General features: G+C 72.6%; 18 protein-coding genes. 8 read left to right on the forward strand and 10 right to left on the reverse strand.

From position 1 onward, the window contains the following. Positions 1 to 40: 40 nt before the first annotated feature. Positions 41 to 760: a hypothetical protein gene (locus tag AB0A74_RS27500; protein ID WP_358253824.1), complete on the reverse strand. Its 720-nt coding sequence runs from the start codon at positions 758 to 760 to the stop codon at positions 41 to 43. Between the two features lie 72 nt (positions 761 to 832). Continuing rightward, the gene (locus AB0A74_RS27505) at positions 833 to 1,630 is read right to left on the reverse strand and encodes a peptidoglycan-binding domain-containing protein (RefSeq protein WP_358253866.1); all 798 of its coding nucleotides are present in this window, start codon (positions 1,628 to 1,630) and stop codon (positions 833 to 835) included. Positions 1,631 to 1,853: 223 nt separating this feature from the next. Here AB0A74_RS27505 and AB0A74_RS27510 point away from each other — a divergent pair, with 223 nt between their 5' ends. The 4 genes from AB0A74_RS27510 to AB0A74_RS27525 are packed head-to-tail and all read left to right on the forward strand — an operon-like array spanning position 1,854 to position 5,326. Next, entirely contained in the window at positions 1,854 to 2,456 is a 603-nt protein-coding gene (locus AB0A74_RS27510) for a YbaB/EbfC family nucleoid-associated protein (RefSeq protein WP_358253826.1), read from the forward strand. A 10-nt stretch (positions 2,457 to 2,466) separates the two neighbouring features. Further along, positions 2,467 to 3,975 (forward strand): WXG100 family type VII secretion target, encoded by a 1,509-nt coding sequence (locus AB0A74_RS27515; protein WP_358253828.1) that lies wholly within the window; start codon positions 2,467 to 2,469, stop codon positions 3,973 to 3,975. Beyond that, positions 3,972 to 4,712: a hypothetical protein gene (locus tag AB0A74_RS27520; RefSeq protein ID WP_358253830.1), complete on the forward strand. Its 741-nt coding sequence runs from the start codon at positions 3,972 to 3,974 to the stop codon at positions 4,710 to 4,712. The genes AB0A74_RS27515 and AB0A74_RS27520 overlap by 4 nt, the downstream gene beginning before the upstream one ends. Next, the gene (locus AB0A74_RS27525) at positions 4,709 to 5,326 is read left to right on the forward strand and encodes a hypothetical protein (RefSeq protein ID WP_358253832.1); all 618 of its coding nucleotides are present in this window, start codon (positions 4,709 to 4,711) and stop codon (positions 5,324 to 5,326) included. The genes AB0A74_RS27520 and AB0A74_RS27525 overlap by 4 nt, the downstream gene beginning before the upstream one ends. 12 nt (positions 5,327 to 5,338) lie before the next feature. On the opposite strand, the gene AB0A74_RS27530 is transcribed toward AB0A74_RS27525, so the two are convergent. The 3 genes from AB0A74_RS27530 to AB0A74_RS27540 all read right to left on the reverse strand — a co-directional run bounded on the left by AB0A74_RS27530 (position 5,339) and on the right by AB0A74_RS27540 (position 9,897). Continuing rightward, on the reverse strand, positions 5,339 to 7,507 hold the full coding sequence (locus AB0A74_RS27530; protein ID WP_358253833.1) for an esterase-like activity of phytase family protein: 2,169 nt from the start codon (positions 7,505 to 7,507) through the stop codon (positions 5,339 to 5,341). A gap of 80 nt (positions 7,508 to 7,587) precedes the next feature. Further along, the gene (locus AB0A74_RS27535) at positions 7,588 to 8,223 is read right to left on the reverse strand and encodes an AAA family ATPase (RefSeq protein ID WP_358253835.1); all 636 of its coding nucleotides are present in this window, start codon (positions 8,221 to 8,223) and stop codon (positions 7,588 to 7,590) included. A 9-nt stretch (positions 8,224 to 8,232) separates the two neighbouring features. Then, the gene (locus AB0A74_RS27540; protein WP_358253837.1) at positions 8,233 to 9,897 is read right to left on the reverse strand and encodes a DUF885 domain-containing protein; all 1,665 of its coding nucleotides are present in this window, start codon (positions 9,895 to 9,897) and stop codon (positions 8,233 to 8,235) included. 161 nt (positions 9,898 to 10,058) lie between these two features. On the opposite strand from AB0A74_RS27540, the gene AB0A74_RS27545 reads away from it, so the two are divergent. Beyond that, entirely contained in the window at positions 10,059 to 10,259 is a 201-nt protein-coding gene (locus tag AB0A74_RS27545; RefSeq protein WP_358253839.1) for an antitoxin, read from the forward strand. A gap of 97 nt (positions 10,260 to 10,356) precedes the next feature. Here AB0A74_RS27545 and AB0A74_RS27550 read toward each other — a convergent pair whose 3' ends face one another. Beyond that, on the reverse strand, positions 10,357 to 10,584 hold the full coding sequence (locus tag AB0A74_RS27550) for a hypothetical protein (protein ID WP_343934886.1): 228 nt from the start codon (positions 10,582 to 10,584) through the stop codon (positions 10,357 to 10,359). Positions 10,585 to 10,749: 165 nt separating this feature from the next. Here AB0A74_RS27550 and AB0A74_RS27555 point away from each other — a divergent pair, with 165 nt between their 5' ends. Next, the gene (locus tag AB0A74_RS27555) at positions 10,750 to 12,564 is read left to right on the forward strand and encodes a trypsin-like serine protease (RefSeq protein WP_358253841.1); all 1,815 of its coding nucleotides are present in this window, start codon (positions 10,750 to 10,752) and stop codon (positions 12,562 to 12,564) included. 213 nt (positions 12,565 to 12,777) lie between these two features. On the opposite strand, the gene AB0A74_RS27560 is transcribed toward AB0A74_RS27555, so the two are convergent. Further along, positions 12,778 to 13,161: an ATP-binding protein gene (locus tag AB0A74_RS27560; RefSeq protein ID WP_358253843.1), complete on the reverse strand. Its 384-nt coding sequence runs from the start codon at positions 13,159 to 13,161 to the stop codon at positions 12,778 to 12,780. 137 nt (positions 13,162 to 13,298) lie between these two features. Between AB0A74_RS27560 and AB0A74_RS27565 the strand changes: the two genes are divergently transcribed. Then, complete coding sequence (locus tag AB0A74_RS27565) at positions 13,299 to 13,622, forward strand: STAS domain-containing protein (RefSeq protein ID WP_309112302.1); 324 nt, start codon at positions 13,299 to 13,301, stop codon at positions 13,620 to 13,622. Here AB0A74_RS27565 and AB0A74_RS27570 read toward each other — a convergent pair whose 3' ends face one another. Next, positions 13,623 to 15,011: a PP2C family protein-serine/threonine phosphatase gene (locus AB0A74_RS27570; RefSeq protein WP_358253845.1), complete on the reverse strand. Its 1,389-nt coding sequence runs from the start codon at positions 15,009 to 15,011 to the stop codon at positions 13,623 to 13,625. It abuts the gene before it with no gap. A 150-nt stretch (positions 15,012 to 15,161) separates the two neighbouring features. Between AB0A74_RS27570 and AB0A74_RS27575 the strand changes: the two genes are divergently transcribed. Further along, a complete protein-coding gene (locus AB0A74_RS27575; protein ID WP_358253867.1) occupies positions 15,162 to 19,541 on the forward strand; it encodes a HAMP domain-containing protein in 4,380 nt (1,459 codons plus the stop codon). Between the two features lie 170 nt (positions 19,542 to 19,711). On the opposite strand, the gene AB0A74_RS27580 is transcribed toward AB0A74_RS27575, so the two are convergent. Next, positions 19,712 to 21,097 (reverse strand): High-affinity nickel-transporter, encoded by a 1,386-nt coding sequence (locus tag AB0A74_RS27580; RefSeq protein ID WP_358253847.1) that lies wholly within the window; start codon positions 21,095 to 21,097, stop codon positions 19,712 to 19,714. 20 nt (positions 21,098 to 21,117) lie between these two features. Beyond that, a complete protein-coding gene (locus tag AB0A74_RS27585; RefSeq protein WP_358253849.1) occupies positions 21,118 to 22,383 on the reverse strand; it encodes a tetratricopeptide repeat protein in 1,266 nt (421 codons plus the stop codon). Positions 22,384 to 22,439 lie beyond the last annotated feature (56 nt).

The following is a 22,439-nucleotide window of genomic DNA, read 5'->3' on the forward strand; positions in this document are numbered from 1 at the left end:
CGGTGGCTCACAAGGCCACCGCCCGCCTTCCACTCGGTGGTCAGGTGATGAACTCGTAGACCACCGCTTCCGAGCGCAGCCCGCCCGCGTCCACCGACCGCACGAACAGCCGCGCGAACCCGCCCGGCGGGTGCACCAGCACCTCCACCCGACCGCCCGGGGTGCCGGCGCGGACCGTGCCCGGGTGGTCGAAGGGGTCGGCGCACACCAGGTCGCCATACGCCTGCACCTCGCACCGCCGGCCCGTCGTCTCCTCCTGGAACCCGTACTCGAAGCCCGCCACGTCCGGGTCGCCGCCGCCGTCGAGGACGAAGGTGCCCGGTTGGTCGGCGGGCGCGGGGCCGCTGGAGGCCGGTGGGTAGTTCGGCGAGGTCACGGTCGGGTGGGGCGGCGCGAGCGTGTCCACGGTGAAGTGGCACTCCGGGGTCCACGGCATGCCCGTCAGCCGCGCCTGCCAGGCGTAGGAACGGCCGTGGCCGAACGTGCCGGGCATCGACGTCCACGCCGTGCCGGCCGGGTTCACGGCCACGCCGGGCCGTTCCACGCGCTCGCCCGGGGCCTCCCGCGGCCACAGCGCGAAGTCCACGGTCTGCTCGGGTCCGGGTTCGACCACGCGGACCGCCAGGCGGTCCGGGTGGGAGTGCAGCGTGGCGGCGCAGGGCAGGCCGCCGTTGCGGGGGTCCACGATGGACGGGCTCGCGGCGGCCGTCGTCGCCAGGACCAGGGCGACGACGGCCGGTGCTGCGATGAGTCTTCGCATTCGAACTTCTCCTGTGCGGCGGCGCCGGGTGCGCACAGGTTCGCACGCTTGATCGTTTCCCCGATCGGGCGATCAGCGCCGGTACTCCTCCCAGGTTTCCTTCGGCGTGACCGCGGGGCCGTCGTCGGGACCCCGGTTGGCCAGGCCGTTGTAGCCCAGGTAGTAGTCGCCGGCCTGGTGCTGGGCGGCCGGGGACAGGTCCGGGTCGGCCAGCGCGATGGCGTGGATGTGGTAGGCGAAGCCCTGGTCGGGGGTGCGGATCCAGGCCGCGAACCCGACCTGGCGCAGGACGCGGGCCACGGTCGTGCGGGTGGTGGCGGTCATGCCGGACACCGAGATGTCCAGCGCGCCGCCGCCGTCGTGGGTGCCGGCCGAGCCCGGGTTGCTCGTGCTGTACGAGCCCTGGGTGATGCCGAGCGAGCGGCCCAGCAGGCGTTCGGCCTCGACCAGCATGGCCTTGGTGCGGGTGTTCATCGTGGCGCTGTGGTAGGTCGTGCGGCTGCCCGCCGAGACCAGCCGGGTGACGGTGTAGCGGCCCTCGCCGAGCTTCTGGATGGACGTGGGGCCGGGGAAGCCGGACGCGTCGAGGCCCGTGTAGCCCAGCGAGCGCTGGTAGGCGGCATAGGCGTCGATGGTGCGGGTGCCGAAGTGGCCGTCCACGTAGGTCGAGGGCAGCAGGCCCTTCGCGCTGAGCGCCCGTTCGACCTGGAGCACGCTCTCGCCGCTGCCGGGCGTGATCGCGGAGTCGGCCCGCCGGGGGTCGATCTGCGCCGCCTTGAGCACGGCCTCCATGTCCACCACGGGCAGCGCCGCCCCCGCGGGCACGGGCGCGACGAGCACTCCCGCGAGCACGCCGAGAACCACCGCGATCTTCTTGATCACGCTCACCTCCACCGGTTGTCGCCGAGCGGCCAACTGGTGCCCCAGTCAAACGCGACGCAGCGGCTCTTGGCAATGGTTGACTTCAGGTGAACGAAGTTCGTTGGGATTTCACGTGCGGTGCGGGCCTGCTCCATTCCGGTCACGCGGCGGGCAGGGCGTTGCTACGGTTGGGCCCGATGGAGCAACACCTGCGGTGACAGGGGGACTACCGGTGCCGGATCGCAGGGCACGCCTGGACGAGGCCATCCGCTCGTTCCAGGAGCAGGCGGGCAAGGTCGCCCAGATCAAGGACAAGCTGGCGGAGCTGCGCGGGCAGGCACGCAACGGCGACGGGTCGGTCGTGGTGACCGTCGCGCCGTCGGGCGCGGTGCTCGGGCTCCAGCTCTCCCCGAACGCCATGCGGATGAGCCACACCCAGCTCCAGCAGGAGATCCTGGGCACCATCCGGCAGGCCACGCAGAACGCCGCGCAGGCGTTGCAGGACACCGTCGGGCCGGTGCTGGGCGACAAGGCCGCCCAGTTCCAGGAGGCGTTCAGCGCGCACTCGCCGATCCAGCCGCTGGGCCCGGAGCCGGTGACCGGCGCGCCGCCCCAGCAGATGCCGGCCCAGCAGACGCCGCCCCACCCGATGCCGGGCCGGCAGACGCCGGGCCGGCACACGCCGCCGCCGCAGGTGCCGCCCGGCCGGCCGCCGCAGCCCGCCGGGCCGCCGCAGCCGGGGTGGCAGCAGAACCGGCCGCCCGCGCCGCGGAACCGACCGGCCGCCCCGGAAGTCGGAGACGACGACGAGGGCTTCGGATCGATCTTGAGGTAACGGGGGGACAGTGACCGGCTACGACGTCGACAGCGGCGCGCTGCTCGCGCACAGCAAGGGCTCGCGGGAGGCCGCGGGCAACTTCGGCCAGTTGGCCGGCTTGCTGGAGCAGGCGCGCGTGTCCGACGACTGCTTCGGCCCGCTGGGCGAGCTGATGGCGTTCAAGTACTTCGACAGCCTCCAGGAATGCCAGGACATGGCCGACAAGGCCAAGACGTTCATGGAGGGCGTCGCCGAGCGCGCCGAGCAGACCGCGCAGACCTACCTGGAGGTCGAGGACCTCATCCGGTCCGCGTTCAGCGACCTGGACAAGGGCATGAGCGGCCCCGGCGGGCTCGGCGACCTCAACAGCGCGGGCGCGAGCAAGAGCAAGGGCTTCCTGGAGCAGCACGGCGGCTACGGCAGCTCGTGGGTCAGCACCTCCGGCGACATCGCCCGCGCCAGCAGCCCGCCGGACGTCGCGATCGCCGCGGTCAACGCCCGCATGGAACAGCTCCAGCTCGTCATGAGCCCCGGCCAGTCGTTCATCGACAACGGCCTGGGCTTCCTGATCGGCCTGGTGATCAGCCCGATCGTGGAGTTCGTGCTGGAGCCGGCGATCGGCGACCCGGAGCAGATGCGCAGCACCGCGCAGGGCTGGGCGAAGGTCGCCGAGTGGCTCGACCAGGCCGGTGAGCACGAGAACAACCGCGCCCAGTCCACCGCCGAGGCGTGGAAGGGCCAGGCCGGCGACAAGTTCCGGCAGCAGATGGGCGAGTTCGCCGAGGGCGCGAAGGCGTTCGCCAACGAGATCCGCAACGTCCAGCAGATCCTGGAGATCGCGGCGGACCTGTTCGACGCGTTCGTGGAGATCTGCATCGACATCCTCCAGGAACTCGTGATGGGCCTCATCATCGAGTGGCTGGCGGCGATCGCGGCGTCCTGGATCACCGCGGGCGGCTCGCTGGGCGCGGCGGGCGCGCTGACCACCGCGCAGGTGTCGATCGCGGGCGGCCGGCTCGGCATGAAGGTCAGCCAGTTGCTGAGCAAGCTGATGCCGCTGATCAAGCGCCTGGAGGACATGCTCCAGAAGCTGCGCAAGGGCCCGCTGAAGAAGCTGGTGGAGCAGGCCGAGGGGCTGCGCGACGGCAACATGGCGCAGAAGTGGCTGGCCCGCCAGATCGACGCGAACCCGCTGGCCAAGATCGTCACCAAGGCCGACGCGTCGCCGCGCGTGGTCAACGGTGTCGAGGAGGCCGCGACCATGGCGTCCAAGACCGGCAACCGGTTCGCGGCCCGCTACGGCGTGGACGGCGACGGCGCGAACGCGCTGACCACCAACCTCACCGAGGCCGGTCTGCGGATGGCGGGCATGTCCGGCACCACGCACGTGCCCACCGCGATCACCAACGGCATCATGGAGAACGCGCCCGGCCTGGCGATGGAGCAGGGCATCAAGTACGGCTACAACAAGGGGCAGGACCCGTCGTCGGATGAGGAGCGGCAGGACGCCATGAACCGCGGGTTCGAGTACGAGTGAGCGGTTTCAACTCCGCGCCCGGGGCCGGGCTGGTGTCCCGGCTCCGGGTGTGCCGTCCCGGTGAGCAACTGCTGTGGGCGACCGCCCGCAGCGCCTTCTACCTCGACGTGGAGGGCCTGGACGAGGTCGGCGACCCGCGCGGGAGCCTGCTCGGGCGGGGTGCGCGCGCCGTCGGGCGCGGGGTCGGCGGGTTCGCGGTGGAGTTCGTCGGCTCGATGGTGTTCGGGCCGAGCGAGGGCGACAGCGGGAACAACAACAAGCCGGTCGCGGACCACGTGGTCTTCGGGCCGGGCCCGGGGTGCCTCGCGCACCAGGCGGTGCCCGCCATCGGCACGCCGGGGCAGCGGCACGGCTCGGTGTGGACGCTGACCGCGCAGCGGCTCGTCGTGTCCCGGGTGGTGGCGCCGAAGACCGCGCCCGAACCGGAGAAGTCGTTGCTGGGCAAGACGATGAGCTTCGGCAAGAGCGTGGTGGACTTCGGCGTGGACGTCGCCAAGATCGTCGCGGGCAGCTACCACGACTACGGGCCGAACACGTCCGGTGAGCCGGTGGTGGTGCCCGAGATGGCCGTGGTGCACGAGTTCCCGCGCGGGCAGATCGGCGGTGTGGGGCCGTCCGAGCGCAAGGGCAAGCCGTGCCTGCGGGTGTCGTTCGTGGACGGTTCCGGGGTGGACTTCGTGTTCGCGCAGCCGGAGTTCGTGCAGCGCGCGGTCGAGTTGACGGGTGGGGCGCGATGACGTTCGACGGCCACGACGAGATCGTGGAGCGCGAGCTGGGCCGGTTCTGGCTCGACCCCGGCGAGCGGCTGTTGCTGGGGCTGCCGCCGATCGAAGCGCACGTGGCGGCGCGGATCGGCGGGGACGTGGTGGTGCCGTTCCGGGCGGTCGGCACGGTGCCGTTGCTGGAGCTGGGCAAGGAGCACTGGCCGCTGCCCACCGAGCACGTCACCGCGAACCCCGACGTCGACTGGGTGGACGACCTGAGCGTGGGCTACTTCGTGCTGGCGCGGCAGTCCTCCGACGCGGCCGTCCGGCTCGCCGACCACTTCGCGCACTCGCGCGGGCTGGCGCGGCTGGCGGTCAGCGACCGGCGGGTGGCCGTGGTCTACCCGACGAAACTGCTGTTGAGGGACCCGCAGACGGTATTCACCACCCACGCCGAGATCCCCGCGTCCCAGGTCGCCCGCTTGGACTCGGTGTTCGTGGGCAACAGCCTCGGCGTCCCGCCGGTCGTTCGGTTGTCCTTTGTGGATGGTTCGGTGCTGCACCTGCGGGACGCTTTCGCCGGAGGCAAGGTCCGGCGGGCGTTGGAGCGCGCCGTGTCCAACGGCGCGCCTCCGACGCGCGGCTAAGCCGCCGAACCCCTACCGGACCCAGCCCAGGCGCAGGAACACCGACTCGCCCGGCGCGTCGTCCAGGCCGTCGTTGTCCACCACGCCCACCAGGCGGCGCAGCGGGCCGAAACCGACCACGGCCAAGCCCTCCGGCTTGTCGTGGGCGGTGCCGCCGCCGGCGGTCAGGGCGGGCCGCAGGTCACGGACCAACGCCTTGCGCAGCAACGGCTTCGGCTGGCCGAACGGCACCGGCGCGACCGTCGACACGTCCACCCGGTAGACCTTCTTCGTCACCGCCGCGTCGCCGCGCTGGTTGTCCCGCTCCAGCACCAGCAGCGTCCGGTCGTCCAGCGCGGTCAGCTCCGACAGGCCCACCCACCCGGTGGTCGCCGCGTCCAGCGGGTAGGCGACGAACGCCCACTCGCCGGTCGCCGGCGTGAACCGGGCCAGCGCGACCTGGCCGGGCGCGTCGGTCTTCCACTCGCGCTGCACGGCCACCCACACGTGGCCGCCGGCGAGCGCCACCCCCTCGAACCCGTTGCCCGACGCGGTCGCCGCGACCTCTGCGGGCAGCGGCGCCTCCCGCAGCACGGCGCCCGCCGCGTCCACCTCGACCAGCAGGTTGGGCACCTTCTTGCCGTTGCCCTCGGCCGCCAGCCAGTACCCGCCGCCCGGCTTGGCCGCGATGCCCTCGCCGTCGTAGGAGACCGGCGCGCCGTCCTTCCGGACGGTCAGCTCGGCCGCCACGCGGGCGGGCGCGGCGACGGTGTCGATGGTCAGCACGCGGGTCGGCCGGTACGCCGAGTCGGTCACGGCCACCACGTGCCGGTGGTCGCCCGGCACGCCGGAAAGCCCCGACAGGGCGCCGAAACCGATGCCGTCGGACACGATCGACGGCGAACCCGCGTTGCGCGCCAGCGAGACGGCGAGCGGCTTGCGGGTCAGCCGGTAGGACGTCAGCGACGACCGGACGCCGTCGTCGGCCGCGTCCTCCTCGGCGGACACCACGAGCGTGCCGGTGGCCGGGATCGGCAGCACGCCCTCCGGGCCCACCCCGGTCGGCAGGGCCTGCACGAACCGGGGCCGGCGCGGGTCGTCCACGTCGTAGACGGCGACCAGGTTCGCCCGCTCCAGGCCGACGAACGCGTACCGGTGCCGCCCGAAGGTCGCGACGGCCAGGCCCTCCGGCTCGACGCCCTTGTTGTCCGACCGCCCGTCCGGGTACTGGCCCTGCTCGATGGCGACCTGCTCCAACTCGTTGCCCGACGAGAACACCACCTGCCCGTCCTCGGCGTCGAACACCGTCCACGTCCGCGAGCCGCCCCGGTAGTCGCCCTCGTCGGCGGTGGCCAGGGTGCGGTCGTCCAGCCACGCCACGGCGTCGGGCTCGCGCGCGGCGGTGACGGTGGCGGTGGGGTCGATCCGGCCGTCGTCGGCGACGTCCACGCCGGTCACGGTCGCGGCGCCGGCGGGGAAGTGCCGGACGACGGTGCCGGTCCGCAGGTCCACGACGGCGATGTGGTTGTTCTCCTGCAAGGTGACCGCGGCCTGGCCACGGCCGTTCACGCTGACGTACTCGGGCTCGGGGTCCTCCGGCGCGACCTGCGCCAGGCCGGTCAGCCCGACCCGGCGCACGCTCCACGCCGCGGGCGCGCCGACCAGGTCCACCACGGCCAGGAACCCGGCCGGGGCCTGCGGCAACGCGCCACCGTTCACGTCCTCGTCCCGCTCGTTCTCGATCGCGACGGCCGCGTACCGGCCGTCCTTCGAGATGTCGATCGAGTCCGGCTGACCGCCCAGGTCGTGCGTGGCCACGACGACCCGCGTGTCCACGTCCACGACGAGCAACCGGCCCGCGGCGGCCCCGGTCCGCACGGCCACCAGCGCGAGCCGGCCCACGACGTCCACCGAGGTCGGTTCGCCGGGCACGGCGAGCACGCCGCGTGGCGTCAGCGCGCCGTCCCGCTCGACCCCGGCGAACCCGATGCGCTCGGCGGGGGAGTCGGTGTAGACGACGATCCGGCCGTCGGCGGTGGCGGCGGCGATCTCGGCGGCGGTGTGCTGCTCCGCCCCGCTGTTGCGGAACACCGGCAGCGTCGCCACCCGCTCGAACCGCTCCGGTGTCGTCGCCGCGGCGGGCGACACCGAGGACACCAGGCAGGCCACCACCCCCGCCAGCACAACCGCACGACGCGCCACCCGGACCTCCAACCCTTCGACGGTCCGCGCTTTGTAGCCCGCGCGGGCGACACGCGGGTGAACGCCCGGTGGCCGGCGGCTCAGCGGACGGCGTCCACCACCCGCCGCAGGGCCTCCTCGGGCGGGGTGACCGCGGAGTCGATGACCAGGTGCGGCTCGTCCCAGGGCTCCCACAGCGACTTCATCCGCAGCACGTGCGCCCACGACACCGTCGAGTGCCACCCCGGGATGCCCCGCGACCGCCCCTCCACCCGCGCCCGCTGCACGTCCTCGGCCGAGCACACGCACTCGACGCCCACGAACGCCCCGCCCAGCTCCTCGGTGACCTCCCGCCACCGCCGCCGCGTCTCCCTCCGGTGCCCGGTGGCGTCCACGACCGCGTCCAGCCCGAGCTGGAGCTGCCGCGCCACGGACGCCGTGATCACGGTCTCGGCCAGCGGCTCGGCGTTGTCGGCGTGCAGCACCCCGAACGGCACGAGCGCGCCGAGCTGCCAGTCCATCGAGAACACCGGGGCGCGCAGGCGCCGCGCCAGGGCCTCGGCGAGCGTGCTCTTGCCGGTGCCCGGAACGCCCGCCACCAGCACCGTCGTGGGTCTGACGGCGCCGGGCACCGGGCGCAGGGCGGCGTAGCGCTCGTGCGCCGCGGCCGCCACCGCGGCCGCCACCGCCGCCGGGTCGTCGGTCACCGGGCCGTCCGCCACCTGGTCGTCCGCCACCCGGCGAGGTTATCCGGCGATCCAGCGGTCCACGACGGTGGTCAGGGTGTCGAGGGGGACCGCGCCGTCGGCCAGGACCCGGTGGTGGAAGTCGCGGATGTCGAAGCGCGCGCCCAGGGCGCGTTCGGCGCGGGCGCGCAGCTCCTCGATGCGCAGGCGGCCCACCAGGTACGCGGTCGCCTGGCCGGGCCACGCGATGTACCGGTCGGTCTCGTTGCGCACGTTGACCTCCGACAGCGCGGTCCCGTCCCGCAGGAACGCCATCGCCCGGTCGCGGGACCAGCCGAAGTGGTGCATCCCCGTGTCCACGACCAGCCGGCTCGCGCGCCACGCGTCGAACGACAGCATGCCCATGCGCGCGAGGTCGTCGCTGTAGAGGCCCATCTCGTCGGCCAGCCGCTCCGAGTACAGGCCCCAGCCCTCGGCGTGCGCGGTGAGGTAGCCGAACCGGCGGAAGCCCGGCAGGTCGGCCGACGACTGCGCCAGGGCGAGCTGGAGGTGGTGGCCGGGCACGCTCTCGTGGAACGCCAGCGCCTCGTACTCGTAGCGCGGCCGGGAGCGGGGGTCGTGCGTGTTCACGACGTGCGCGCCGGGCCGGGAGCCGTCGTCGGCGGGCGGCAGGTAGTAGGCGAGCGTGCAGTTCTCCGCCTCGACCTCGTGCATCGGTCGCACCACGCACGGCGCGATGTCGTAGCGGTGGAACCAGCGCGGCAGCGCGGCCTGCGCCCGGTCGAGCGCGGCGGTGGCCGTGGCCACGATCTGCTCGGCGGTGTCGAAGCGCAGGGAGGTGTCCTCGCGCAGCCGGCGCAGCACCGCCGCGACGTCGCTCGTGCCGAACACGCGCCCGCCCAGCGCGGCGACCTCCTCGTGCACGCGGGCCAGCTGGTCCAGGCCGAGGCGGTGCAGCTCCTCGGGGCTCAGCGACGTCGAGGTGTGCGACCGGGTGGCCGCCGCGTACGCCGCCTCGCCGCCGGGCACGTGGCAGAGGCCCACGCGGTCGTCGTCGCGCCCGGCCAGGGTCGCCAGCGTGCCGGTGAACCGGGCGACCGCGGGCCGCACGGCGCGCGCCACGGCCGCCGCCACCCGGTCCAGCCGGTCCGGGTCACCGGCCGCGGGCCGCAGGAGCGGGTCACCGGCGAGCGGCGACGCCAGGTAGGCGCGGAGCTGCTCGACGGCCTGGCGGACGCCGGTGGCGGTGGAGTGCCGGCCCTCGCGGGCGGCTTGCCCGTAGCGGGCGCCCAGGGCGTCGAAGTAGCCGCCGAGGGCGGACAGGCGGCGCAGGTAGGCGGCGAAGGCCTCCTCGTCGGCCGGGCGCACGGTGGGCACGACGGCGAACACGGCGTTCTGCGGGCCCGCGATGGTGCCGGTCACGCCCACCTCGAACGCGCCCACGCCCAGGCCCGCCGCCAGCTCGGCCCGTTGGTCGGCGAGCAGGCGTTCCAGCATGTCCCGGGTGACCAGGTCCCGCGGCGCGACCGCGTCGTCCGGGGGCGCGAGGGCGGCCAGGCGGGCTTGGAAGGCGGCCAGGCGGTCCAGGTGCGCCCGGTCGGCCGCCCGGCTGGGGTCGGGCACCGCGTCGTCGTGGCCCGGCGCGCCGAACGCCGTGGCGCCGAAGGGGTCGAACGCGAGCAGCGCCGCGGAGTAGTCCGCCGAGAGGGTCGCCAGGTCGGTCACCGTGCTCCTTCCGCCGTCACCCGGTCTAGTGCCCGGCCACCCCGGCGCGCATCCCTCGATGGGGTGGATCCGGGAGCGGGTCCGGGCCGGGCCGGGTAACCCCGCTCGGGGTGTCCACGCCGGACACCCGGCAAGCGTCAGCGTCAGGAAGGTGTTCGACGATGGGCATCGGCGACAAGTTCGACGAGCTGAAGGACAAGGCCAAGGACGCGCTGGGGCAACACGGCGACAAGGCCGAGCAAGGGATCGACAAGGCCGGCGGGCTCGTGGACGAGAAGACCGGCGGGCAGCACTCCGAGCGGATCCAGCAGGGCACCGAGAAGGCCAAGGAAGGCCTGCGGAACTTCGGCGAGCAGCCGTAACCGCGCACGACGAACGGGGCCGTCCCACGCGGGGCGGCCCCGTTCGGTCTGCCGTCGCGCCGCCGGTTCCTGGAGCCGGCGGCGCGCCGCCGGTTTCCTAGAGCCGGGCGGCCAGCAGCGCCTTGCCCTGCTCGGCGCCCTTGCGGCTCTCGCCCTGCGCCCGGCGGAAGAACTCCGCCAACTCGCTGTCACCGGCGCGCTCGGCGTCGGCGATGTAGGTCTCCAGCCGCAGGGCGTTGCTCAGGCACGCCTCCACGAACCAGATGATGTTGTAGTCCTTGTCCTTGGTACCGGTCACCTGGCCGGTCTCCTGGGTGGTGGACACCTGTCCTCCTTCCGAACCGACTGCGTCCACCAGGGGAGTACCCGCGAATAAGTGCCGTACCCCTACGGATCACGTCCCTGATTGTTCCCGACCGGGCGTCCCCCGACAGTGGGCGTGCCGCCCCGACCCCTGCTGGGGTGGCTCTTCGCCTGGAAGGGAAGCACAGTGAAACGACCACGTCCCGGGGGCCTCGCGCCCCTCGTCGCGGCGGCCCTCCTGCTACCGCTGCTGCCCCTGGCGGGAGCCTCCGCCGCACCGGGGAACGCGCCCGCCGCCAACTTCGAGGGCGACACGGTTCCCACCCGATCGGACGCAGGCGCGTTGTTCCACAACGGCCAGGACGCCACGGTCGACGAGTTCCCCGCGATCATCGCGGGCCTGCGCGAGGGCGGCAGCCGTCCGCAGGGCCAGTCGTGCACCGGCTCGGTCGTCGCGCCCCGCAAGATCCTCACCGCGGCGCACTGCGCCGACGCCGCCGGCGAGAAGAGCTTCCTGTACGGCCTGGACGACCTCAACGCCCCCGGCGGCTTCCGCACGAAGGTCGTGGAGTACAAGAAGCACCCGAAGTACGTGAACTTCGACCAGGGCTACGACGTGGCGGTCGTGACGGTCGCCGACGACATCCCCGTGCGCGGCGGCCAGTACGCGAAGTTCGCCACGTCGGCGGACTCGGGCCTGGCCGCGCCCGGCAAGAGCGGCCAGGGCTTCGGGTACGGCAAGAAGGACTTCAACGACACCTCGCGCGACGTGACGCTGGACAAGGCGACCCTGCCGATCGTCAACGGCGACACGCAGTGCCAGGGCGTGGGCGCGGGCTTCAAGTCGGCGACCATGATCTGCGCGGGGTACTCGGACGGCCGGGTGACCATCCTGCCCGGGGACAGCGGCGGGCCGTTGGTGGTGGACGGCAAGATCGTCGGTGTCGCGTCGTGGAGCCGCAGCGACTTCAAGTGGTACAGCGTGTACGGGCGGCTGACCAACGAGATGGGCGATTGGGTCAAGCAGGAGGTCGGCGCGCCGCAGTCCGACTTCACGCTGGGCGTGACGCCGTCGTCGGTGAAGGTGGCGGCGGGGAAGTACGCGTCCACGACGGTGACGTCGGTGGCTGGTTCGGGTGGTTCGGAGCAGGTGACGTTGTCGGCGTCGGGGTTGCCGTCGGGTGCGAAGGCGGTGTTCCAGCCGAGTTCGGTGGCGACCGGTTCGAACGCGAAGCTGACGGTGGAGACGGCGGCGACCACTCCGGCCGGGACGTATTCGGTGACGGTGACCGGCACTTCGGCCGGGGGCAAGACGGCTACCGCCACGTTGTCGCTGACGGTCGAGGGCGACCAGGTCCCCGGTGACTTCACGCTGGGCCTGTCGCCGTCGTCGGTGAAGGTGGCGGCGGGGAAGTACGCGTCCACGACGGTGACGTCGGTGGCTGGTTCGGGTGGTTCGGAGCAGGTGACGTTGTCGGCGTCGGGGTTGCCGTCGGGTGCGAAGGCGGTGTTCCAGCCGAGTTCGGTGGCGACCGGTTCGAACGCGAAGCTGACGGTGGAGACGGCGGCGACCACTCCGGCCGGGACGTACTCGGTGACGGTGACCGGCACGTCCGCCGGGGGCAAGACGGCTTCCACCACGCTGTCGCTGACGGTGGAGAGCGGCACGCCGCCGGTGGGTGACGTGAAGGTGACCGCGAACCCGTCGTCGGGCACGGTGCAGCAGGGCTTCTTCGCGCAGTTCTCGGTGACGGCGTCGGGCGGGACGGGCAGCCTCGTGCTGTCGGCGTCGGGCAACCCGGCCGGCACGCAGGTCCAGTTCAACCCGACCACGATCGCGCAGGGCGGGACGAGCAGCGTGTTGCTGAGCACGAACTTCCAGACGCCGCCGGGCACCTACCAGGTGACCATCAAGGCGACGTCCTCCGACGGCAAGACCGGCACGACCACCTACACCCTGACCGTCACGCCGTGGGGCGTGCAGGGCATGAAGGCGGCGTGACCCCCAACGGTCCCCGGCCACCCCTTCGGCCGGGGACCGTTGCCGTGAGAGATCCGCCACAACTGTCGGCACCACCGCGCTGCGCCGCGCCTCGCCGACCCACGACCGGTGATTCGCAACCCGCGATCCGGGATCCGGGATCCGAAAGCCCGCCCGCTCGCGCCTGCCCGCGTCACCCACTCCTGTTCGTGCCGCCGGCGCCCCGACCAGGGCCTAAGCGAGTTCCGCCCACACCGTCTTGCCCGTCGCCGTCGGCGTGGTGCCCCACTCGCGGCTCAGGGCGGCGATGATGATCAGGCCTCGGCCGCGCGCCGAGTCGACCTCGATCGGTCTCGGGGTCGGCTGGGTCGGGGACGAGTCGGAGACCTCGATCCGCACCCCCGTGTCCGTCCTGCTGACGCTCAGCTCGACTGGCCCCGCGGCGTGGTCCACCGCGTTCGACACCATCTCCGTGACCACCAGTGCCGCGTCCTCGGCCACGTCGGGCGCCACGCCCCACGCCGCCACCGCCTCGCCGACGATGCGGCGGGCCTGCGCGGACGCGCCGGCGGTCGCGGGCAGCGTCACGGCCACCGGCGTCGCTGGCTCGTTGCGCACAATCCGCTCCCCTTGATCGGCCGTTACCGCATCGTCGCACATTCCTCCCTTCGACCACCCAGTGGTCGCGTCGGTGAGCCGCGTGCTGCACGATCTGTAGCGGCACGGCACCCGTCGTGCGGGAAGGCGCGGACGCGATGGACTTGCAGGTGCGCAGTGAGGTGCGCGGCGGCTGGACGGTCGTCGCGGTGACGGGCGAGCTGGACGCGGACACCGTGCCCGTGCTCTCCGACCACCTCGAAGAGACTCCGGGGCAGCGGGTGGTGGTGGACCTGACCGGCGTGCCGTTCATGGACACGACCGGCCTGTCCCTGATGCTCGACTGGCACCGCCGCCTGGACACAGCGGGCGGGCAGTTCCGGATGGCCTCGTTGCAGCCGTCCGTGCACAAGCTGTTCCGGCTCACCGAGCTGACCGAGGTCATGCACATCCACGACACCGTCGACGAAGCCACCCACTGATCAGTCCTCCGCCTGCACGACGAGCATGGTCAGGTCGTCGTGCTCGGCGGCGCCCAGCCAGTCGAACACGACCCGCCGCACGTGCTCGGCCACCGCGGGCGCCGGCAGCCCCACGCACTCGGCCAGCGCCGCCTTGAGCCGGACGTCGCCGAACAGGTCCTCCCGGTCGCCGTGGGCCCGCGCCTCGGTCACGCCGTCGCTGTAGATCAACAACGTCTCGCCCGGCGCCAGCGCCACCGTCGTCTGCTGGAACTTCACCTCGGGCAGCACGCCCACGATCCCGCCGTGCACCGCGACCTCGTCCACGCGCCCGCCGGACCGCAGCACCAGCGGCGCGGGGTGCCCGCCGGCCGCCAGCGTCACCCGCAGGCCACCGGCCTGCACCGGCACCAGGTTGCCGACCACCAGGGTCGTGAACAGCCGGCTGCCCGCCGCCCGCAGCGCCGAGTTGAGCAGGTGCAACAGCTGCGCGGGCCGCTGCTCGACCAGGAGCAGGGTGTGCAGGGACTGCCGCACCCGCCCGGAGTGCACGGCCGCCTCCAGCCCGTTGCCCGCCACGTCGCCCAGCACGAACGCGGCGCTGCCGTCCTCGCGCGGGTGCACGTCGTAGAAGTCGCCGCCGACCAGGTTGCGCCGGTGCGCGGGCTCGTAGACCCGCGCCAGCCGCGCGCCCGCGAGCGTGGGCAGCGGGCGCGGCAGGAGGTCCGCCCGCAGCGCCTCCACGGTCTTCTCCTGCTCGCTGAACCGCGTACTGGCGTCCAGCGCCGCCGACGCGCGCTCGGCGAACCGGGTCAGCAGCTCCAGGTCCCGCGGCGTGCCGAAGCTGACCAGCGCCCCGTGCCCGTGGAACGACACGGCGACGCCGCCACCGGCCGGCCGACCCCACGGAGCCGCGCCCGGCTGGGTGATCTCGGCGTGCGCCGCGGCCCCGTCGAGCACGTCCACGAGCCCCGGCACCGTCCCCGCGACCTGCCGCGTGGTGCGCGCCACGGCCACGCCGGACCCGTCGCGCCGCCACCACTCCAGCCGACCGCGCGCACCCGGCACCACCACGACCGGGTGATCCGACGGCGCGAGTTCGACCACGGTCCGCAACGTCTCCTCGCGGTCGGTCAGCACCGCGAGCCGCTGCGACGCCCGGTCCAGGAAGTCCTCGACACCCCGGTACCACGCGGTCCAGCCGCCGCCCAGGTCCTGGGCACGGCCGTGCGGCGTCGCCGGCGCACCGGGCCTGGCCTCGGGGAACAGCACGGCGGCGAGCGGGTTGGCCAGGCGCACGACCCCTTCCGGGTCGCACACCACCACGGCCTCGTGGAAGCCGTCGACGAGCCGGCGCCACGCGACCGGGTCGAGGCCCGAGTCGGCGCCCTGCCGGTAGCCTTGGGCCATCGCGGCTCCTGTGTGTCGGGTCGTGCCCAACCTAGCGGACACGCCGCGTTCAACAGTGGCAGGCTTGGCGCACATCCGCAGACGTTGGAGGCCCACGTGACGACCGCCCAGGACGACACGGACGTGACCCTGGCCCGCCTGCTGTCCGCGATGCGGGAGATGCGGGACGGCAACTTCCGGCGCCGGCTCGTGGTGCCCGACGGTCCGGCGAGCGAGCTGGCCGAGGTGTTCAACGAGATCGCCGAGCGCAACCAGTGGCTGGTCGGCGAGCTGGTGCGGGTGCGCCAGGCGGTGGGCCAGGAGGGGCGGCTGAGCGAGCGCCTCGCGCCCGGGGCCGGCCCGCAGGGGTGGGCAATGGCCTCCGACGCGGTCAACGGCCTGATCGACGACCTGACCCGCCCGACCGCCGAGTTGAGCCGGGTGCTGGCGGCCGTGGCCGAGGGCGACCTGTCCCAGGAGATCACCGTCGCCGCGCGCGGCGACGTCGCGACGCTGGTGGAGAGCTTCAACTCGATGACCGCGACGCTGCGGACGTTCGCGGGCGAGGTCACCCGCGTGGCGCGGGAGGTCGGCACCGAGGGCCGGCTGGGCGGCAAGGCGAACGTGCCGGGCGTGGCGGGCACGTGGCGCGACCTGACCGACTCGGTCAACTTCATGTCCGACAACCTCACCGCGCAGGTCCGCGACATCGCGCAGGTCGCCACGGCGGTCGCGCAGGGCGACCTGTCGCAGAAGATCACCGTCACGGTCGCGGGCGAGATGCTGGAGCTGAAGGACACCGTCAACACGATGGTGGACCAGCTGTCGTCGTTCGCCGACGAGGTCACGCGCGTGGCGCGCGAGGTCGGCACGGACGGCCGGCTGGGCGGTCAGGCCCAGGTCCCCGGCGTCGGCGGCACGTGGCGCGACCTGACCGACAACGTCAACTTCATGGCGAACAACCTGACCAGCCAGGTCCGCAACATCGCCCAGGTCGCCACCGCCGTCGCGCAGGGCGACCTGTCGCAGAAGATCACCGTGGACGCGCGGGGCGAGATCCTCGAACTCAAGGACACCATCAACACGATGGTGGACCAGCTGTCGTCGTTCGCCGACGAGGTCACGCGCGTGGCGCGCGAGGTCGGCACCGAGGGCCGGCTGGGTGGTCAGGCGCAGGTCCCCGGCGTGGCGGGCACGTGGCGGGACCTGACCGACTCGGTGAACTTCATGGCGGGCAACCTGACCAGCCAGGTCCGCAACATCGCCCAGGTCACCACGGCGGTCGCGCAGGGCGACCTGTCGCAGAAGATCGACGTGGACGCGCGGGGCGAGATCCTCCAGCTCAAGACCACGATCAACACGATGGTGGACCAGCTGTCGTCGTTCGCGGCCGAGGTGACCCGGGTCGCCCGGGAGGTGGGCAGCGACGGCCGGTTGGGTGGTCAGGCGCAGGTGCCGGGTGTGGCGGGCACGTGGCGCGACTTGACCGACTCGGTGAACTTCATGGCGGGCAACCTGACCGCCCAGGTCCGCAACATCGCCCAGGTCGCGACCGCGGTGGCGCGCGGCGACCTGTCCCAGAAGATCACCGTCAACGCGCGCGGCGAGATCCTGGAGCTGAAGGACACCGTCAACACGATGGTGGACCAGCTGTCGTCGTTCGCCGACGAGGTCACGCGCGTGGCGCGCGAGGTCGGCACGGACGGCCGGCTGGGTGGTCAGGCGCAGGTGCCCGGTGTGGCGGGCACGTGGCGGGACCTGACCGACTCGGTGAACTTCATGGCGAACAACCTCACCGCGCAGGTCCGCAACATCGCCCAGGTGACCACGGCGGTCGCGGGCGGCGACCTGTCGCAGAAGATCACCGTGGACGCGCGGGGCGAGATCCTCGAACTCAAATCGACCATCAACACGATGGTCGACCAGCTCTCCGGCTTCGCCGACGAGGTCACCCGCGTGGCGCGCGAGGTCGGCACCGACGGCCGGCTCGGCGGTCAGGCGCGCGTGCCGGGTGTGGCGGGCACGTGGAAGGACCTGACCGACAACGTCAACGTCATGGCCGACAACCTGACCACCCAGGTGCGCAGCATCGCGGCGGTGGCGGCGGCGGTCGCGGGCGGCGACCTGTCCAAGAAGATCACCGTCGAGGCCAAGGGCGAGATCGCGGCCCTGGCCGACACGATCAACGGCATGGTGGACACGCTGCGCGCGTTCGCCGACGAGGTCACCCGCGTGTCCCGCGAGGTCGGCACCGAGGGCATCCTGGGCGGCCAGGCCCGCGTCCCGAACGTGGCCGGCACCTGGAAGGACCTCACCGACAACGTCAACTTCATGGCGAACAACCTGACCAACCAGGTCCGCAACATCGCCCAGGTGACGACGGCGGTGGCGCGCGGCGACCTGTCCAAGAAGATCGACGTGGACGCCCGCGGCGAGATCCTGGAGCTCAAGACCACGATCAACACGATGGTGGACCAGCTGTCGTCGTTCGCCGACGAGGTCACCCGCGTGGCCCGGGAGGTCGGCACCGAGGGCAAGCTCGGCGGCCAGGCCGAGGTCGAGGGCGTGTCCGGCACGTGGAAGCGGTTGACCGAGAACGTCAACGAGCTGGCCGGGAACCTGACCCGGCAGGTGCGCGCCATCGCGGTCGTCGCCACCGCCGTGACCGCGGGCGACCTGAGCCGCCAGATCACCGTGGACGCCTCCGGCGAGGTCGCCGACCTCAAGGACAACGTCAACCGGATGATCAGCAACCTGCGCGAGACGACCCGCGCCAACCAGGAGCAGGACTGGCTCAAGACCAACCTGGCGCGCCTGTCGGGCATGATGCAGGGCCACCGCGACCTGCACGCCATGGCGTCGCTGGTGATCAGCGAGCTGGCCCCGCTGGTCTCCGCCCAGCACGGCGCGTTCTTCCTGGTGGACGGCGAGTCCGACGCGGTCGAGCTGACCGCCACCTACGCCTACCAGCCGCGCGGCGGCCGGCCGACCCGCTTCGCCCGCGGCGAGTCCCTGATCGGCCAGGTCGCGGTGGAGAAGAAGACCGTGCTGGTGCGCGACGTGCCGCCGGGCTACCTGGAGATCGGCTCGGGCCTGGGCTCCGCGCCGCCGTTGAACCTGGTGATCCTGCCGGTGGTCTTCCAGGGCGAGACGCTGGGCGTGATCGAGCTGGGGTCGTTCAGCGAGTTCACCGAGGTCCACCTGGACCTGCTGGACCAGCTCAAGGAGAACATCGGCGTCAACGTCAACACGATGCTGGCCAACGCCCGCACGGACAGCCTGCTGGCCGAGTCGCAGCGGTTGACCGAGGAGCTGCGGGCGGGCTCGGTGGAGCTGGAGGCGCGGGCGCGGCAGCTGTCGTCGGCGTCGAAGTACAAGTCGGAGTTCATGGCGAACATGTCGCACGAGCTGCGCACGCCGTTGAACTCGCTGCTGATCCTGGCGAAGCTGCTGGCCGACAACCTCGACGGCAACCTGAACCCGAAGCAGGTCGAGTTCGCCCGCACCATCCATTCGGCGGGCACGGACCTGTTGCAGCTCATCGACGACATCCTGGACCTGACCAAGGTCGAGTCCGGGCACATGCAGGTGCAGACCGACCCGGTGCGGGTGTCGGACGTGGTCAACTACGTGGAGGCGCTGACCCTGCCGCTGGCGGCGGAGAAGAACCTGGACTTCGAGGTCACCGTGGAGCAGGACGTGCCGTCCACGCTGCACACCGACGAGCACCGGCTGCAGCAGATCCTGCGGAACCTGTTGTCCAACGCGGTGAAGTTCACCCACGACGGGGCGATCCGCCTGCGCATCCGGCTCGCCGAGGGCGCGGTCGCGTTCGACGTGCAGGACACCGGCATCGGCATCCCGGCGGACAAGCTGTCGGTCATCTTCGAGGCGTTCCAACAGGCCGACGGCACGACCTCGCGCAAGTACGGCGGCACGGGCCTGGGCCTGTCGATCAGTCGCGAGCTGGCGGCGTTGCTGGAGGGTCGCCTGGACGTCCGCAGCGAGCCGGGTGTGGGTTCGACGTTCACGCTGTACCTGCCGTTGGGCGACCACAGCCTGGTCCCCGCCCCGGCGGAACCGGAACTGCCCGAACTCCTGTCCCCGATCGAGGAAACGACCCCGCTCGCCGCGGCCCCCGACGACCTGCCTCCCGCGCCCATGCGGTTCCACGGCGAGAAGGTGCTGATCGTCGACGACGACCTGCGCAACGTCTTCGCGTTGACCAGCGTGCTGGAGCTGCACGGCCTGGAGGTGATCTACGCGGACAACGGGATCACGGGCGTGCGGGCGTTGGAGCAGTACGACGACGTGTCGTTGGTGCTGATGGACATCATGATGCCGGAGTTGGACGGGAACGCGACCATCGCGGCGATCCGCGCGATGTCGAGGTACGCGGACCTGCCGGTGATCGCGGTGACGGCCAAGGCTATGAAGGGGGACCGGGAGAAGTCCCTGGCTTCGGGGGCGACGGACTACGTGACGAAGCCGGTGGACACCGAACACCTGCTCCGGCTGATCGCTTTCTACCTCGGGTTGGAGCAGGACTGAGGCGCTCTGACTGGACGCCCCTTCGCGCTCTCAAGCGGTCGCGTTGGTGCCGCTCTCAAGATCATCAAAACTCAAAAGCGGCCTGGAGGCCTCCAGTGGGGGGGAAGGGCCTGCGTGGCTGGTAGCTCAGCCGCCGCTGCGCGGCGGTGCCGCGCGTTGCGCGGCGGGTGTTAGCCGAGTAGCGAGCGCACCGCCAGGCCGGTGCCCACGATGAGCACCAGGCAGGCGGTGAGGGCGGGTAGGGCGGTGAAGCGGTTGCGTAGGTGTTCGATGGTGGATAGGCGGTCGCGCAGTTTGACCAGTAGGAGGCCCACGGTGGTGAGGGTTGCGGCCATGCCCAGGCCGTAGCCGAGGACCAGCACGACACCGAACCACGTGCGTCCCAGTGCCGCCGCGCCTAGTAGGACGACCAGTGCGGATGGGCTTGGCACCAGGCCACCGGCTACCCCCATGCCTACCAGACCGCCACGGCTTAGCCGGTGACCGACGTGTCCGTGGCCGTGCCCATGTCCGTGGGCGTGGCCATGTCCGTGGGCGTGGCCATGTCCGTGGGCGTGGCCATGTCCGTGGCCGTGGGCGGTTCTGACTAGTTCTTGGTTTGTGCGTCGGCGTTGCAGGGCCGAGTGGAGCAGGGTTGTGCCGATGCCGGCTACTAGTAGGCCGCTCACCACGCCCAGCCAGCGCAGCACCGCCTCCCCGGCGAACGCCCCGGCCAGACTCACCACCAGTCCCAACACCAACACCCCGGCGGTGTGGGTCAACGTCACCGTCGCTCCCACCACCACCGCGTCCCTCGCCGTTCCCTCCCGTCCGGCCAGGTAGGCCGCGATCACCGTCTTCCCGTGCCCCGGCAGGGCGGCGTGGGACGCGCCCAGCACCAGGGACAGCAGCACCGCCAGCAGGCCCACCCACGGGGTCAGGTCCCGGGTGCCGACGACCGACGTGAACGCCGCCGTCGCCCGGCTCAGCAGGGAAGGGCCGCCGCCGGCCAGGGGAGTGCCGGCGGCGGACCCGCCGTCGCCCGGGCGCACGTGCAGCGTGACCGCCCGGACGTCCAACGGATCCGCGAGCAGGTCCTCCGGATACATCCTCAGCTCGCCGCTCACGCTCACCGCCGGCACCGGCGGGTCCACCAGTGCCACCCCGTCGCCGACAGCGGTCATCTCGCGCCACCCGACGCGGTCCGCCCGGTACCCGTCCCGCACCGCCACGGTCTCCCCGGACGCCGCCGCCTCCACCACGCACGTCAGCCGCGTCGTCGCCAGCCCGGCCTCGCCGACCGGGAACTCGACCGCGCTGGACCGCACCACCGTGTCCACGGCCCGCCCGTCCACCTCCACGGCCACCGCCGCCGCCAGCGCGGCGCACTCGCGTGGCGCGTAACCGTCCACTTCGGACGGACGTTCCTGGAGCGTCGGTATCTCGGCGGTGTCCACCACGGCCCGCAGGACCACTCGGTCAGGTGTCACCGTGATCCCGTGGTAGTGGTTGACCGTGAAGTTGCCCAACGGGTGGGCGGACGCGGTGCCGGCCGTGCCGAGCAATCCCAGGAGCATCGCCAGTCCCGCCAACCACTTCACCGCAACCCCGCCAGGGTCGCCCGCGCCGCGCCGGCGTCCGGGAAGTGCGGGTTGATCCGCAACGCCTCCGCCAGCACGTCCGCCGCTTCGGGACGGCCCAACGCGGCCAGGATCGTGCCCCGGTGGAACGCGAACACCGCGTTGCGCCACCCCGGGCCCGCCGCCTTCTCCGCGAACTCCAAGGCCTCGGCGTCCCGGCCGTTGAGGTGCAGCGCCCACGCCAGCGCGTCGGCGACCAGCACGTGCTGCCGCCGTCCCCACTCCGCCTCGGCCAACCGCAACGCCGTCACCGCGTCACCCCGGTCCGCCGCGACCACGGACGCCGCGAGGTCGTCCGACCCGCCCGACGCCGCCAGCAACGCGAACTGCCGCGCCAGCACGTCGTGCTGCCGCACCGCCTCCTCGCCCCGCCCGGCGCGGCGCAACAGCACCGCGTACTCGTGCAACAACTGCGGCAGCGGCGCGCGGGTCACCAGGTCCTGGTAGGTGCCCAGGGCTTCGTCCAGCCGGCCGCGGGCGGCGGCGACTTTCGCCTTGCCCTGGGACAGCATCACGTCTCGCGGATCGACCAGCAGGCCTTGTTCGTAGTGGGTCTCGGCCTCGTCGAGCCGGCCGTTGTCGAAGGCCAGCTCACCCAGGTGGTACCGGCAGAACGCCACCTCGGCGGGCACGACGGCCGCCTCCAGCGCACGTTCCAACGCTGCCCGCGCGCCGTCCACGTCACCCCGCTGCTCCAACTCGTACGCGGCCCGGGTGAACGACGGGACGCCGGGCTCCAGGTCCAGCATCCGCTGCACGGTCGCGGTCGCCTCGACGCCGAGCTGGGTCTGGGCGTCGGCCAGCACCCCGTAGACCTCGGCGGTGTCGGGCAGCACGGCCGCCGCGCGCTCGGCGAGGTCGCGGGCGGTGGTGAAGTCGTGGCGGGCGTTGGCCAGCGCGCCGAGGCCGAGCAGGGCCCAGCCGTTGTCGGGCTGGTGCTTGAGCGACTCGTCCAGCGCGCCCTGGGCCTTGGCGTAGTAGGCGGGGTCGCCGGTGACGCGGGCCTGCTCGACGTAGGAGGTGCCGAGCGTCGCCCACGTGCGCGCGTCGGACGGGGTGCGGCGCAGCTTGTCGCGGGCGGCGGTGATGGTGCGGTGCAGGGCGGACTCGACGGCGGCCGGCGCGGGCGGCGGGTCGGCGTCCGGGGTGGACAGCGCGGAGACGGCGGTGACCAGGAGCGCGATCCCGCCGACGACGGCCGTGACGGCGACTAGCCGGATCATGGGAAGACCTCCGGTGGGCTTGCGAGACGCGGCGGGTGCGGGGAGTGCCCGGCGGG

The organism is Saccharothrix sp. NPDC042600, assembly GCF_040647305.1.
In the GTDB taxonomy this organism is placed as follows: domain Bacteria; phylum Actinomycetota; class Actinomycetes; order Mycobacteriales; family Pseudonocardiaceae; genus Actinosynnema; species Actinosynnema mutabilis.